We start from the raw sequence: 15,654 nt of genomic DNA, 5'->3' as shown, positions 1-15,654 counted from the left end.
CCGCGGTTCATGCAATCCAAGCGCGACCAGGTGCAGGCGCACGCCTTCGTCATGGGCCGCCTCACTTCGGGCATGCTGCTCGCCGACCCGGACGCCCCCGAGAGCCCGCTGGGGCGCACCACGCGCGGGGCGGGCATCGGCGTGGTGATCGCGGTGCTGATCTCCGCGGGGGCGGTGGTGTTCGGGCTGATCTCGCCGGGCGGCAACGACTCCTGGCGCAGCGGGAAGAACCTGATCGTCAACCGGGACACCGGGGCCCGCTACCTGTACCTCGACGGACGGCTGCGGCCGGTCCGCAACTACTCCTCCGCGCTGCTCATCGGCGGCGCGGACCTGGAGACCACGGACGTGGGGACGGCCTCGCTGCGGGGCACCCCGGTGGGCGCCGCGGTCGGCATCCCGGGGGCGCCGGACTCGGTGCCCTCCGCGGGCGACCTGGAGTCGGACGCGTGGGCGGTCTGCTCGGCGACGGCCACGACGTCCGGCGACGCCGGGAGCGACGGGGCGGCGACGCGGGCGCTGACCGCGCTGGCCGCGGGCACGCCCCTGGACTCGACCGCGCTCGGGGCGGACGAGGCGCTGCTGGTCAGCGGCCCGGACAAGAAGAAGTACCTGATCTGGCAGGGCAGTCGGCTGCCGCTCGACACCGCGTCCGGGGCGCTGCTCTCGCTGGGCTACAGCTCGGTGGCGCCCCGCCCGGTGTCGGCCGCGTTCCTGGACGCGTTCGTGCCCGGTCCGGCCCTGACGCCGCCGTCGGTGACGGGTCTGGGGAAGCAGGGTCCCTCGCTGGGCGGCACGGCGACCAAAATCGGCCAGGTCTTCCAGGTGACGGTGCCGGGCGGCACGGCGACGGGCTCCGGCGAGCCGGACGACGTCCAGTACTTCCTGCTGCGGGACTCCGGCCTGGTCCCGGTGACCCCGACCGCGGTGGCGCTGCTGCTGGGCGATCCGGCCGTGCGGTCGAAGGCGTACGGCGGCGCGTCGCCGACGGCGCTGCCCATCGGCACGGACCTGCTCAAGGACCACCAGGCGCCGGGCACCACCGGTCGTGACCCGTCGGTGGCCGGGCTGCCGGACAGGCCGCCCCGGGCGGCCCGGGTGCCCGACGGCCGGGCGGCGTGCGCACGGGTGCAGCCCGGCGACGACGGCGTCCGCGTCAGCTCGGTGCTGGTGCCCGCCGGCGCGCTGACCCCGGTCGCCCAGCACAGCGGCGACGCGGTGGCGCAAGCCTGTCTGCCGGTGGACGCGGTGGTGATCCGGCCCGGTCACGGCGTGCTGGCGCGGGCGCTCGGCGCGGGCGGCGGGACGGTCGGCGCCACCACGTACTTCGTGGCCGACGACGGGGTGAAGTACCGGGTCGGCTCGAAGGAGGGGCTCGCGGCGCTCGGTTGGACGGAGTCCGACGTACAGGGGCTGCCCTCCCCGCTGTTGGCGATGGTGCCGACCGGCCCGGACCTGAGCCCGCAGGCGGCGACCGGCGCGGCGCCCGCGTCGTCGGCGCGAACCTGCGCGGGAGCCTTTGCCGACGCCGCGGACGGACCCGGGGCACAGACCGGGACAGCCGCCGGTGACGACAAGTTGCAAGCACGTAAAGGAAGTTGACGATTCGCCAATACGTCGACGCGCCGATCGCTTCGCATTGCACGCTTCTCCCCGGCGAGCCTAGGCTCGCTGGTGCCGCAGTTGTGTCGGCACCCAGTTCTCGAAAGGCGGACCCATGGCAGGAACAGGTCAGCAGTCAAACGAACAGGCGACCCGGAACGGGATCCAGGCCCTGGAGAGCGCTTTCAGTGGCATCCTGAAGTCCCGGCAGGACGTGGACAACACCCGCGCCACCCTGTCCACGGGCTACCAGGGCAGTGACGGCGGCCAGTTCGGCGGTCTCCTCAAGCAGTGGGACGAGCAGTGCGACAGCATTCTGCGCAGTCTCGAGGACATGGTCGACAAGCTGAACCAGAGCCTCACCCAGCACGGCAAGACGCAGGGCTCCTCGAACGAGGCGATCAACTCGGCCTACAACCAGGCGCAGGCGGCCTACGACCAGCTCATCGGCTGAGCGAGCCGCTTCCCCGGAGTCCGGATCCCTACCGCACCGTCCCCATCGCGCAGCCCGCGTGGCGCGGTCCCCATCGAGCAGGAGGCCTCATGCCCGACAATCTGACCGACGGTTACATCTACGTCGACTACAACCACATGAACAACGCCGCCGACGACATGGTCCAGCAGACCAAGGCGATAGCGAACACGCTGGCGTCGCTGGAGGCGGAGCTGAACGAGCTGGTCAAGTCCTGGTACGGCGAGGACGCCGACGTCTACCGCCAGAAGCAGGCGGCGTGGGACCAGGCGGTGAAGAACATGGAGAACCTGCTGACCTCGCACTCCGCGCTGCTGACGGACATCTCCGACAACTACCGCTACAGCGAGAACTCGCTCTCCCAGATGTGGTCCGAAGTACGCATCGGCCGCTGACCGAGGGGCGTCGCGGAACGGAGCCTCCGGTGAACCGGGCAGACGGCCACCAGGGCGCCGCCCGTCCGGTTCCCCTGCCACCGCGCGCCTCCTCCCCCAGCCCCTCTCCCCGTCCCTTCGCCGACCGAGCACCCACGAGGACCACGCCATGGCGGACCTGACCCATCTGAACGGACAGCAGCTCAAGCAGTTCCGTGAGCACGACCTGGCGACGTTCATCACCGATCTGAAGAACATCGTCAAGGACGACCCCAACGGGGTCCTCGCGCTGCACAGCATCGTCAGGGGCACGATCCCCTCGCAGTACATCGGGGAGAACTCGGTGCTCGGCATCGGTCTGATGACGGGCGACGACACGGTGTACGGCAAGACGCTGGTGGACGCCGCGCTCAAGTCGGCGAAGTCGATCGACGACGTCTTCGGCGACCAGGGCCTCCTCTTCGACGACATCGACGACAGCCTGGAGACCACCATCACCACCCTGCTGAACACCCAGGGCTCCTCCCTGGAGAACATCAGCGGGGAGAAGTTCCTGGACGTCTGGTCCGGGGTCGACGAAGACCTCGAAGGCTCGTCGGACTCCGAAGACTGAGCCGCGGCCTCCCCCGGCACTGCGCCGCCGGCGCCCCCTCCTGCACGCCCGCCTCCCTCCACCCAGCGGAGTCCCGTCATGCCAGTCACCTCCGATCCCGGCGACTACTGGGGCCAGGCGGTCACCCTCTACACCGGGTACAACGTCCCCAGTCGCAAGAAGCTGTTCGACACCCTCAAGAGCAGTGAGGGCGTGCCGTTGATGCGGCTGGGCTTCGAGATCCTGGCGTCGACCGAGCTGACCGTGAACAACTTCACCGCCCTGGTGGGCTGGCACACCCAGAAGGGCGAGGACTACGACCTGGCGTTCGTCGAGGCGGGCGGCGACGGCAAGCGCTCCGGCGGCACCCTGTACCAGGCGACCATCGTCTTCATCGGCATACCCGACGAAGACGGCACCGGACGGCTGCTCCATGCGGGCGAGCTGTGGAGCGCCGGAAAGTTCACCGGCGTCCTGGGCAACGAGTGGGACCTGAGCCTGCTCCAGCAGTACCAGAGCGGGTCGAAGGCCGCGATCAACGCGCTGCGCGCCGACCGCACCACCCGGCACTTCGAGTTCAGCGGCCTGAGCGTCCAGGACACCGAGGCCGTCGACGTCGACTCCTTCGAGCGCACCGCAATGGCCTACGACCGGGGGCTGAAGTTCTTCGAGGACCACGCGGCGATCCTGAAGCAGTGGGAGACGTCCCTCGGGGAGGAGAACGCCGCCTGGCACGGCCAGGCGGCCGGCCTGTTCTGGCAGCTGGTCCACCAGCTCCACAAGAACTACGACAGCTATGTCGAACAGCTCACCGAGGACAGCACAGGGACCGCGGCGGCCATGCTCAACGGTCATGTGCCGAAGTCGAAGCTCGCCCGGGCGCTGGCGACCGCCCAGACGGCCCTCATGACGGAGGCCAAGGCGCTCAGCGACGCCTGGGACACCTGGGCGACCAACGGCAGGCACGATCCGCACCAGATCCTGATGGAGGTCCTCCAGGAGGTCTCCGTGTGGGTGCTGGACAACCAGATCAGACACACCACGGTGACCTCCAGCGAGGCGGGGGCGGACTACAACACCGACGCCGGGTTCGTCCAGCACCATCCCACCTACGGCAACCTCCGCGACATGGCCACCTGGGTGAAGATCGGCGACGAGGCCGTGACCCGGTGGAACAAGCACGTGGAGGACGTCCTCGTCGCCGCGGCCCAGGTCTCGCTCACCACGCTCAAGACGGCGTGGAGCGATGTCTCGGACGCCTTCAGTGAGATCCGTACCAAGGACACCTCGACGCTGACCGAGTCGTACGAGGACGACCGGCGCCAGATCGCCGAGGACGAGGCGAACCGGCAGCAGGAGGAGTACAACAACGCGCTGAACAACCTCGGCAACAACCTCACCAACCTGGGCGACAACCTCGGCGACGGGCTGAACGACCTCGGCGACAACCTGGGCGACGGGCTGAACAACCTGGGCGACGGGCTCGGCGCCAACTTCAGCAGCCTCGGGGACGGACTCGGCGACAGCCTCAGCGACTTCGGGGACGGACTCGGCGACAGCTTCAGCGATCTCGGCGACGGACTCGGCGACAGCCTCAGCGACCTCGGCGGCGGACTGGGCGACGGGCTGGGCGACGGACTCGGCGGCACCGGGAGCATCGGCCTGGGCACCGGTCTCGGCAACCTGCTGAACGGCAGCGACGACGGCAACGACAAGACCAAGGGGTCCACGCTCACCAACCCCGACGGCAGCACCACGACGCTCAACCCGGACGGCACCCTCACCACCCGCTACCCGGACGGCACCACCCAGCTGCTCGACCCGGAGACGGGCATCGTCAAGACGACGTCCCCCGACGGAACCGTCACCACCGGCGACCTGACCGTCCCCGGCGGACACCTCAACCCCGACGGCAGCACCACCACGCTCAACCCGGACGGCACCCTCACCACCACGTTCCCCGACGGGACGACCACCACCATCGACCCGGAGACCGGACAGCTCACCACCCGCGCCCCCGACGGCACGGTCACCACGGGGAACATCGGCAGCGGTCTCGGCGACTCCCTCGGCGACCTCGACCTCGCCGACCCCTCCACGACGCCGACCACGAGCAGCAGCCTGGACCTGGACGGCCTGACGTCGAACCTCTCCTCCGGCGGCGCTCTCGGCGACGGCCTCACCCTGGGCAGCGGCTCCTCCCTGCTCGACAGCGGCGGGTACGGGGACTCCGGCTACGCCGACTACGACGACGCCGGTTCGGCGGAGCTGCTGTCCGGCGGGACGGTGCGCGCGCCCGGGAGCACCGATCTGTCGGCCGGGACGGCCGCGGCGACCGGCGAGTCGGACTCGGCGGCCGGCGGGAGCGGCAGCCCGCTGTTCCCGGGCATGGGCGGCATGGGCGGGATGGGCGGCATGGGATCGGGGGCCGGCGGCGGCAACGGCAACAACGGGGAACGCGTCCGCAACGTGCTGACCGACGCGGGACCGGGGGCGGCCGGCCGTGGCCGGTCCCGGACCCGGAAGGCCGCGGACGAGGACGAGGACGTGGTGGTGACGCGGGGCCGGACCGCGACGACCGGCACCGCCGCCGGATCCGTCTACCCGGCGGGCGCGGGCCAGAACGGCCGCTCCACCGAGAGCGGCGACCGGGCCCGCGTCAGCTGGACGGAGGAGGACGAGGACGTGTGGGGAACCGACGAGGGCGGCGCGCCCGCCGTGATCGGGCGCTGAGCACGGTGCGGGAGACGGGAAGGACGGCACAGGCATGAGCGACATGAAGGAGACGATCGAGCAGCGGCTCGCCCGCGCCATGGCGGACCTGGAGACCACCACGGCGGCGGTGGCGGAGGCGGAGGCGGAGCTGAGCCACGCCAGCTGCACGATCCGCTCCCAGGACCGGTCGGTCGAGGTGACCGTCAGCGCGCAGGGCGATCTGACCGACGTGCGCTTCCTGGAGGGCAAGTACCGCACCATGCCGGCCGGACAACTGGCCGCGAGCGTGCTGGAGGCCGCCCAGGAGGCGCGGGCGGTCATGGCCCGCCGGGTGATGGAGACCTTCGAGCCGTTCACCCGGCCGCACGAGTCCGTGCCCGAACTGCCGGGCGTGAACATCGACTGGAAAAAGATTTTCGGCCCGGGGGTCCTCGACGGCCCCTCGGGCGGGGACCGCCATGCCTCGTCGCGCCGACTGCTCGACGAGATCCACGAGGACCAGGAGGACTGATCAGCGATGAGCGAAGGAAACGCGTACTACGCCGAGCCCGACCGACTGGCGGCCGGTGTGCGCCAGATCGACCAGATCAGCACGCTCGCCCACGAGATGCTCCGCGACTTCACCATGGGCCTCAACGCCACGGTCGGCTGGCCCGGCCACGACGACAGCTTCGCCGAGGAGGTGATCCCGCAGGAGAGGCGCGAGCGCACGATGGCGGTGGACACCGGGACCTCGCTGGTCGAGGCGGTGACCGGGGTCGCCGACGGCACGCTGGCCAACCTGGACAACATCCGCACCACCCAGAGCGGCGTGCTCGACTCGATCAACTCGGCCCGCCGCGGAAAGCACTGACACTGCGATGAGCATCATCGTCTCGCCCCAACTCAACAACCTGCTCTTCGTGCTCATCGGCGAGAAGATGATGCAAGCGGACGAGGACCTGGCCTACCGGAGCCACCAGCCCTACAAGCGGCTCGGCAAGAACGTCCGCGAACTGTCCGATCTGATCGAACAGTCGGTCTTCGGCGTGGGCCAGGCACTGCCCCCGCAGGTCGGCCAGCAGTACGTCCGGGCCATGCGGCTGTTCGTGGACAACGGCGGAACGAACTACCTGCGGGAGTTCGCCAGGCAGTTGGACGACGTCGGCGACGGCCGGATCAAGATCTCCATGGACATCATGGAGGCCAAGTGGTCGATCATCGCCGAACTGGTTCGCCTGCTCATCGAGTTGGCCATCATCGCGGCGCTGTCGTTCTTCACCGGCGGGGCCTCGTCCAGCCAGGCCGCGACCGCCAAGGCCCGCAGCCGGGTGACGATCCTCGCCACCCTGGACCAGCTGCTCAAGCGGACGCATCTGCTGCCGAGCCTGTCGGAGGCGTTCGACGAGGCGTTCCAGACCTTCGTGGTCCGGCTCGCCATGATGACCCTGGCCCCGCCCGGCCGCAGGCCCGACGGCTTCGACTGGAAGCAGATCGTCGAGGACGGCTTCTTCGGCGCCGTGACCAGCATGTTCCACGGCGCGTTCGAGTCCCTGACCAAGAACCTCGGCAAGGGCTTCCGCAACATCCTGGACGGGCCGGACGGAAGCCGGTTCGGCAAGAACAACACCAAGAACATCACCGACGACGTCACCTCCAAGTTCGACGATCCGCCGCCGACTCGGTCCGCCGGCGACCGGTTCGTCCGGGGGACCGGCGACGGCGCCAACGAGTTCCTGGTGGCGGGCGGTTCGGAGGCCGTGGCCGAGATCGTCGTCAACGGCGTGCTGCACGGGAAGTGGGAGGGCAGCGCGGACACGTTCATCGGCGCGGGCGTCAGCTCCGTGGTCGGATCGGCGCTGTTCGCGGCGGCCGGGAAGTTCGGCGGCGCGTTCGGGTCCGGGTTCGACTTCGGCAGTGTCAACGTCCTGCCGGTCACCGGCGACGACGACTCCGCGACCGGCAGGCAGAACGCCGGGCGGGACGAGAGCGACGACGACCGCGCACGGGAGACGGTGCCGACGACGTCCTCCGCCGACCCGTCGGGAACGGGCACGCCGAACCTCTCGACGTCGACCGTCACCACTCCCCGCGGGGGCGGCGCGGGCACCGGCACGGTCCCCACCTCCTCCTCCACCTCCGCGCCCCCGACGACCGGCAGCGGCAGCGGTACTCCGCAGAGCGGCGGCGCCCGGCCCGGCACGACCACCGGCGCCCAGCAGCGCGACGACGACTCCGACGCGGCACAGGAAGATCCGGCGGCCTCCGGCACGGACGAAAGCGCGGACGAGAGCACAGACCAGAGCACGGGCGAGACCGCGCCGACGCAGGAGACGACCGGCGGGGGCGCCGACTCCAGCCGACAAGACACAGCCACCGGCACCGGCACCAGCACTCAGGAGGCCGCCTCCGCGGGGAGCGACGGGGCGATTCCGACCGTCGGCACGACTGCCGCCCCGCCCATCGCCACGACCTCCGGCACGCCCAGCGGCGCAGGCTCGGCGCAGGGGCACGGAACGGGGCAGGCAAGTCCGGCGAGCGGCACGGCCTCGCCGCAGCGCGCGAACAAGGGCATGAGGGACGCCTCCGACACCGAGTCGGCGGCCGGGTCCACGCCCGACTCCTCCCCCGCGTCCGCGGCCCGGCCCGAGACGACGTCCACGACCACGACGACGTCCCCGTCGGAGATCAGCGGGTCCGACACGAACGGCGACACGAACGGCGCCGCGGACGTCGTCCAGGAGACGGAGCCCGGGCCGGCCACCGCTCCGCCGACGACCAGTGCCGAGGGCCGGGACATGCCGCGTTCGGCCGCGCCCTCGCCTGAGCCGTCCCGGACCAGCCCGCAGCCGGCACGCCCCGGCGCCGGACCACGCCGTTCCGGGACCGAGGGCGACCCCGGCGAGGACTCCGCCTCCACAGCCGCCCCCACGCCCGTCCGCACACGGTCCGAATCGGCCGCGCCCACCGAAGGGCCAGCTGCCGCGGACACGGTCACCACGTCGTCCGAGGCGGAGAGTTCACCGACGACCTCCGACACCGCCGCGGACCCGGTGACGACGTCCTCGTCCTTCGCTCCGCCGACGCCCCTCGCGACCACATCCGCACCAAAGCTGTCGGCGCCCGAGAGTCCAGCGCCGAAGAGTCCCGCGGCCAAGAGCCCGACGCCAACGCGGTCCGCGTCGGCCGAGCCCGCCCCGGCCTCCCCCGTACCGACCAAGTCCGCCCCGAAGACTTCGGATTGGGACGCCGCACGGTCCGCCGTGCCGCCCGTCACCCGCAGTCACACCTGGACGGACCCGGTCTCCACGCCCCTGACCGCCGACGACCGGCCCACCCGCTACACCGTCGACTCCTCCTTCGACGTCCGCCGCTTCACCCATGACGGCGAGACGGTCGTGGACCTCACCGTCGAGCTCGCCCTCACCGGCGCCGACACGGTCACCGACGCCGAGAGCCGGGCGCTGTGGGACCGGATGACGGCCGGAGTGCAGCAGACGTTCAACGATCCGGGCCACCGCCTCGCCACCGGAGAACGCCTGCACGTCACCGTGGTGCCCGCGGTCGCCGGCCGGCAGCCGCATCTGACGGTGGAGTTGACGGGCTCCGACCCCGGGCCGCGCACCTCACAGCACACCTGGCGCTCCGACGCCACCGCACAGGACCTCGCCCACGAGATCGGCCACCAGCTCGGTCTGCGCGACGAGAACCGCGACGCCACCGCGCCGCAGCGCCCCCACGTCGACGGCAGCCTGATGGGCGTCCACCAGCGCCCCGTCGCCGAGGACGTCCCCGAGGAACAGCAGGGAAGTTACGCCCAGGGCGGTCTGCGCCCCCGCCACCTCTCCCTGCTCAGCGCCCTCGTCGGCGGCCCCGACGACCCGGTCGGCTCGATGCCCCGGCGCGCCCGGTCCCAGGGCGCCGACCCGCTCGCGCCGGTCGTCCCGTCGTCGTACGTCCAGACCTACGGCAGCCGACGCGACGGCAACGTGGGACTGGTCCAGGTGGAGCCGCTGCCGGCGCGGATCGTGGAGGGCCTGCACCAGCATGTGCTGAACCTGCTGGGCGTTCCGGCGGAGCAGCAGGCGACGCACCCCGTGCGCGAGCAGTTGCGCCGTGACCTCGGCGGCGAGCAGCTGGTGCTCAACCTGCCCTATCTGCTGAGCAGCATGGGGCACCGTCTGACCGTGGACGTCGGCGGGCGGCGGCGGACCGTCGACGTACGGCTGTCCCTGCACGGCCCGGCGCCCTCGCCCCGCCAGGGCACGCGGGACCCCTCGGACCCGGACGTGCGCGTCGAACGGCGCGGGGTCGGCGCGCAGGAGTCCGGCGACACGGAGTCCTCGGGAACCGTCCGGACGCTGTCGGTGCCCTGGTCGGCGACGTTGCCGATCCCGGCCGCCGGGCCGGTGCGCGGGGTGGACTTCGGCCCGTCACTTGCTCTGACGCACAATCAGCTGTCGCTGTCGACGTCGGTCACCCAGACCGTGCAGACGACGACGGCCCAGCGCAGCAACGAGCTGTCGCACGCCTTCAGTTACGGATCGAGCTGGCAGGCGCGGGTCGACACCCCGCGCATGGCGCCGACCGACAACTGGGGCCCCGCGTCCGAACTCGGGCCGGTCACCGTCTGGTTCCCGGAGCATCTGGCCGCGCAGCGGGAGACCGACGAGCCGCTGCCGCAGCCCGCCGATCTGGACGAGCTGCCGGTATGGGGCGTGGACACCGTCAAGGAGCCGCACCAGCTCCTGGAGATGGTGAACAGCGCCTTCCACGACGATCTCGCCACCCTCTCCGACTCGTCCGCGGAGGCGCTGGAGGCGTTCCTCTCCGAGCCGGTGCTGCGCGGCACGCTGCCCATGCAACGGTCGGGCGGCATCTTCTCGCCGCTGCTGCTGGACTCGCGCGGACGGGCCGTCGGCATGCTGAAGGTGACCACGGAGGTCACCCCGGGCACGCCCACGCACCAGAGCCAGGACACCAAGATCAACCTGGAGAGTCATCTCGTCAACACGGTCAAGGTGGACGGGCAGGCCAAGGTCACCAACGCCGTGGGCGTCGACCTCGGCGTGGGACCGGCGTTCACCGGCAGCCGCGCGGCGGGACATCCCGACGCCTCCGGCAAGGTCGCGGGCTCCGTCATGGGCAAGGGCGGGGTGCGCTGGCAGACCAGCGACACCCTCAACAACGGGGGCAGCGCGTCCGTCCTGCACGCCCTGCGCAGCAACCGCAGCCACCTGCTGACGCCCGCGGAGGTGCGGCACACCGTCACCCTCGTGCGCCCCGGCGGCGGGGAGAGCCCTCAGGAGTTCGGGCCCTGGGCCGAGGGCATGCAGCTGCGCCTGCTGGCCAAGTCCGATGCCGCGGGGAAGGTCCCGGAGGGCGAGGAACTCCGTTCGCTGCCACCGGAGTTGGAGCATCTGCAGAGCATCGGCATCACCGCGGCCCCGCTGGCCGTCGACGGTCCGCAACAGCTGTTCGCCCACGCCGAGGTCTGGCTGCGGGCGAACGGGTTCCTGCCGGCGTCCACGACCACGACGAGCCGCACCACGGTGCTGCCCGACGAAGCCCTGACCCAGGCCCAGTTGAACAACCTGCGCCGGTTCGAGCAGGCCCGCTCGGACGTCGGGCTGCGGGCCGCCGCCGACGCGATGGTCGACGGCGGTCACGCCCTGTGGATGGACAAGCCCACCCCGACCGGGACCCGTCGTATCCGGCTCGACCTGAACGCCGCCCGTGACACGACGCCGCAGCCGGCCCCCGCGGACCCCGGCCCGGCCGAGGCGCCGGCGCGCCCCTCGGGCCCGCCGCCCGCGCGGCATATGCGCACCCTGCCCGCCGTCCAGAACATCGGCCTGACCTCCTTCGGCATGAGCGGCACGGAACAGCAGTCCTCCGGCTACGGCTGGACGGCCGGTCCCGGCGGCAGCGTCAGCGGCCCCGTGGGCTCCCCCGGCGGCGGCTCGGGCACCCTCGGCGCCGGCGCCGACTACGCCTACGCCGGCCAGATCTCCCACACCGGCACCGTCGGCGCGGGCCTCAACCACGACCAGTTCTTCATCGGCTCGAACCAGGGCAGCGAGGTCTTCGACATCCCGGCGCGGTTCACGCTCGACCTGTACGACGGCCCGGGCGCGGAGCCCGCAGTGCGCTTCGCCGAGCACACCGCCGCCGCCTCGTACGTCGCACCGGGCGAGACCCCGCCCCCGGCCGGTCCCCCGCCGACGGCCGTCACCGGCACGGTCAGGGTCGCCGTACCGCACCACCGCACCCTCGCGGCCGCCGCGGAACCGGCCCCGCGCCCGCAGGACGCGCAGATCCGCGAGGCGACCGAGGACGACCGGGCGGCGCTGGCCACGACCGGGCCCGACGGCCGCCCGCTGGCGGGGATCGTCAAACTGCCGGACGACGCGGTCCTGGACGTGTTCCACGGCTCCGGCGACCTCCAGGAGGCGGTGCGCCGGATAGCGGCGGGCACCCATCCCGGCCGTCCGCAGCCCGGCTGGGCGACCAGCCTGGGCGCCGCCGTCAGCGGTATGAGCCCGGACATCCTGAAGTCGGCGGCGTCCCTGGTGGCCGCCGCCGCGGCGGGCCAGAGCGCCGCCGACCCGACCACGCTCGCCGCCGAGGTGCGGCAGGCGGCTCTCTCCCCGGCGAACCTCACCGCGCGCGGGCACCAGATCTTCAAGGGCAGCTATGTGATCGAGGGGGTCACCCTGCCCGGCCTCGGCGCCGACCAGGAGTACTCCCTGGAGATCAGCGGCGTGCTGCGCAACCCCCGGCTGATGCACAGCGCCAAGCAGTATCTGGAGACCGGCGTCTCCTCCTCCGACACCGCCGCCCAGCAGAAGTCCGTCGCCGGCTCCCACCAGGGCGGGGCGGCCCTGACCGGCACCAGGACGCCCGCGGTGGCCAAGTCGGCCGATCCCGCCGTCGCCCCGCCGAAGCGGCCGGACGTCTTCGGGCCGTCCGCGAAGTACACGTACACCGCGAAGTCGGAGGACTCGGCCACCCTGTCCACCGTGACCGCCGTGAACCGCACGAGCACCGAGAGCGGCGACGAACACCGCATCAACGCCGACGCGTTGCTCCTGGTCACCGTGCGCGGCGGCACCCGCAACGTGGTCGGCAACACCCTCGGCCTGGGCAGCGGGCAGCCGGTCACCATTGCCGTGGAACTGCCGCAGGCCGTGCAGTTCCTGATGACGGACGGCCAACTCGCCCGCCATCAGGAGTGGTTCACCGGCGTCGAAGGTCTTCCCCGCCCGCAGCAGGCGGAGGAGGACGTGCCCCTGCCCGGCCGCTTCGCCCGCACGGGAGAGCCGGGCCTGGCCGGCGTACTGTCCGTCACCCAGCTCGGCGCCCCGCAGAACGCCCCGGGCGACGCCCTGGACGACGAGCCGACAGGCCCCACGCCAACGGCGGACACCCCGGCAGACCCGACCGCGACACCCCCGTCCGACACCCCGTCCGACGCGCGCTCCGACGCCCCCGCAGCCACAGGCGACCCCGTTCCCGCGGAGTCCGGCGACCGCCCGGCCCCACCGAAGCCGGTGGAACGCCGCAATCGCCTCTACGACGAGCTGATCGCGCTGGTCGAGGCGGAGGCCCCCGGCGTCACCCAGCCGGGCCACGCCTCCTACCTTCCCGGCGTGGCGTCCCGGATCGCCGACTACACCTCCCCCACCGGTCTGCGCGCCCTGCCCGGACGCGGCCCGAGGGGCGTGCAGCGCTTCCACTTCCGGCATCTGGCCAAGGGCGGCGCCCGGCTGGTCGAGGTCACCCTGTCCGCCGGACCGCGCGCCGACGCCGAGGAACGGCGCACCATCCGCGGGCGGAACGCCGGTGCGGGCACCGGACTCGAGCAGTACCACGCGCACCAGCCGGCGGGGGTCGCCACCGGGACGACGGACACCGCCCAGCACACCCTCGCCTTCAACCCCACCACCCGCTATCCGCAGCCCGGCCACGACACCCGTACCGACCGCAGCGGCCCGGCGCTGAGCGCCGCCACCGCCCGCAGCCACGGCACGAAGTCCACCGCCGCCGACGAGGACCGGTTCTGGCTGCGCACCGACAGCGTCGCCGACTTCGACCTGGAGTACGACTACCAGGTCGGGGTCCGCTCCGAGCTGGTCGCGGACTGGCCGCCGAACGTGCTGGGCGGCATGGTGCAGGGCTGGTTCCTGCCGTCGGCCGGCGAGCCGGACACGGGATCGGGATCCGGGGTCGGCGGCTGGATCAGCCGCACGCTCGGCGACCGCCCCGCCCGCTCGGCCGTCGTGCCCGCCCGGGTGACGCTCCGGTTCACCGGCAGCGAGGCCGCCGAGGGCCAGGAGGTGGACCCGCCGCTCCCGCCCGAGGTCTCGCAGACCCCGCCCGTCATGAAGGGCAACCGCTACGTCCCGACCGGACCGGCCCCCGTCTTCGACTTCAACGCCTGGCCGGAGCTGACCACCGCGTTGAACACCGTCGCCCCCGGACAGAACCGCACCTGGCGGTCGCTGGAGACGTCCACGTCCGCCGAGAGCACAGCGGTCCGGATCGGCGAGCTGATCCAGGCCGGCGAGATCAGCCTGGACCACCCGCGCACCGCGGCCGGGCTGACGGACAGCATGCCCGGCGCCTATCCGTTCGAGTCGGCCCCCGACACCCCTCCCTCCCTGTCGGTCACCCTGCACAACCCGCGCCGGGTCACCGAGGCGTCCGACGTGACCCTGGACCGGCTCCGCGTCAGCAACACCGGAGGCGGCTCCGCGTCCAACGGCGCGACGACGGGCGGGATCAGCTTCCAGGCCGTCTACAGCCACGACGACGACAACCAGGCGGCCGGCGGAGCCACGATCCCGGTCCTGGCCCGCCAGCCCCAGACGACGGGCAGCACGACCGGTGCGTCCGGGGGACGCCGCGAATGGCTGAAGACGGGGACGACGACGGCCCCCGCGGACGGTTCGCACGGCACCCGTACCTATGAGGCGCTGGTCGACACCCATCTGACCGTGCGGGGGCCGGAGGGAACCCGGCACGTCACCGGCACCGCCACCGTGCGCGTCGCGGAACGGGACGTTCTCGGCCACGGCATCACCCCGCCCCGCACCCATCCGCAGGTCTACGACCTAGCCTCCATGGTGCAGGCCGGCGCCGACCTGGCGGTGTCGACCGCGGGAGCCGCCGCGGACCTGAGGGACTGGCGCACGCATCCGCTGGACGCCCTGCCCGATCTGCTGGCGGCACAGATCGACCCCGCCGACCCGGAGGCCCAGCTGTGGCTGGCGATCGGCGCCGACCCGGCGACCGGGGACGGGACTCCCGTCCGGCCGGATCCGCAGGAGCTGGGCCGCGCTCTGTTCGCCGCGTCGCAGACCGCGGCCACGGCCGAGAAGCCGGTCGAGTTGGCCGTACGGTACGAGGACGGCACGATCCACTTCTGGAACTTCGACGCCGCCGGGCAGCCTTCGGGACTCGACCCGGAGGCGACGACCGCATGGCAGCGGTTCCACACCGAGGCGTCGGACCTCACCAGGGCGGCGCAGGAGGAACAGGAGTACCGCCGGAGGGAGTTCGAGCTCAGGGAGGAGCTGGACCGGCAGGCCGCCGTCCTCGCCGAGGCCCTGCGCGAGGTCGAACTCGCCCTGGCGGAAACACAGCCCGCGTCCGGTCAGGACGACACGGCCGCCGAGGCCGGACCGTCCACACGGCCCCGGATGCGCCTGGACCACACGCCCCGCTTCACCGTCCCGTCAGGCTTCGACGTCCGCCGCTTCCGCCACGAAGGCGACACGATCACCGACCTCACCGTCACCATCGCCTACCGCGGCGACGGCGACAGCACCGCCGTCCACGCCAAACTCGCCCAAGGCGTCCAGGACTACTACAACAACCCCGGCCACCGCCTCCCCAACGGCGACCTCCTCCACATC

General features: G+C 72.2%; 7 protein-coding genes and 1 pseudogene. All 8 read left to right on the top strand.

Annotated elements, in window-relative coordinates:
- The first annotated feature begins 9 nt into the window (after window positions 1–9).
- On the top strand, window positions 10–1,602 hold the full coding sequence (gene eccB / locus ABT057_RS44575; protein ID WP_352350261.1) for a type VII secretion protein EccB: 1,593 nt from the start codon (window positions 10–12) through the stop codon (window positions 1,600–1,602).
- A 115-nt stretch (window positions 1,603–1,717) separates the two neighbouring features.
- Complete coding sequence (locus ABT057_RS44570) at window positions 1,718–2,056, top strand: hypothetical protein (protein ID WP_352350259.1); 339 nt, start codon at window positions 1,718–1,720, stop codon at window positions 2,054–2,056.
- An 89-nt stretch (window positions 2,057–2,145) separates the two neighbouring features.
- A complete protein-coding gene (locus ABT057_RS44565) occupies window positions 2,146–2,469 on the top strand; it encodes a WXG100 family type VII secretion target (RefSeq protein ID WP_152889135.1) in 324 nt (107 codons plus the stop codon).
- Between the two features lie 148 nt (window positions 2,470–2,617).
- Window positions 2,618–3,061, top strand: coding sequence for a type VII secretion system-associated protein (locus ABT057_RS44560; protein WP_352350257.1), 444 nt, complete (start codon window positions 2,618–2,620; stop codon window positions 3,059–3,061).
- A 78-nt stretch (window positions 3,062–3,139) separates the two neighbouring features.
- Complete coding sequence (locus tag ABT057_RS44555; protein WP_352350255.1) at window positions 3,140–5,773, top strand: AAWKG family protein; 2,634 nt, start codon at window positions 3,140–3,142, stop codon at window positions 5,771–5,773.
- Window positions 5,774–5,807: 34 nt separating this feature from the next.
- Window positions 5,808–6,266, top strand: coding sequence for a YbaB/EbfC family nucleoid-associated protein (locus ABT057_RS44550; protein WP_352350253.1), 459 nt, complete (start codon window positions 5,808–5,810; stop codon window positions 6,264–6,266).
- A 6-nt stretch (window positions 6,267–6,272) separates the two neighbouring features.
- Window positions 6,273–6,608, top strand: coding sequence for a hypothetical protein (locus tag ABT057_RS44545; RefSeq protein ID WP_352350252.1), 336 nt, complete (start codon window positions 6,273–6,275; stop codon window positions 6,606–6,608).
- Window positions 6,609–6,615: 7 nt separating this feature from the next.
- Window positions 6,616–15,654, top strand: a pseudogene (locus ABT057_RS44540) (hypothetical protein); the annotation flags it as partial.

The sequence above is a fragment of the Streptomyces sp. NPDC002588 genome (assembly GCF_040295925.1).
Taxonomy (GTDB): Bacteria; Actinomycetota; Actinomycetes; order Streptomycetales; family Streptomycetaceae; genus Streptomyces.
This window is presented reverse-complemented; position numbering and strand designations above follow the sequence as displayed.

Bases quoted from the DNA above. Each gene is read 5' to 3' on its own strand.
- ABT057_RS44565 (WP_152889135.1), top strand. From the start codon at position 2,146: ATGCCCGACAATCTGACCGACGGTTACATCTACGTCGACTACAACCAC.
- ABT057_RS44550 (WP_352350253.1), top strand. From the start codon at position 5,808: ATGAGCGACATGAAGGAGACGATCGAGCAGCGGCTCGCCCGCGCCATG.
- ABT057_RS44545 (WP_352350252.1), top strand. From the start codon at position 6,273: ATGAGCGAAGGAAACGCGTACTACGCCGAGCCCGACCGACTGGCGGCC.
- eccB (WP_352350261.1), top strand. From the start codon at position 10: ATGCAATCCAAGCGCGACCAGGTGCAGGCGCACGCCTTCGTCATGGGC.
- ABT057_RS44555 (WP_352350255.1), top strand. From the start codon at position 3,140: ATGCCAGTCACCTCCGATCCCGGCGACTACTGGGGCCAGGCGGTCACC.
- ABT057_RS44570 (WP_352350259.1), top strand. From the start codon at position 1,718: ATGGCAGGAACAGGTCAGCAGTCAAACGAACAGGCGACCCGGAACGGG.
- ABT057_RS44560 (WP_352350257.1), top strand. From the start codon at position 2,618: ATGGCGGACCTGACCCATCTGAACGGACAGCAGCTCAAGCAGTTCCGT.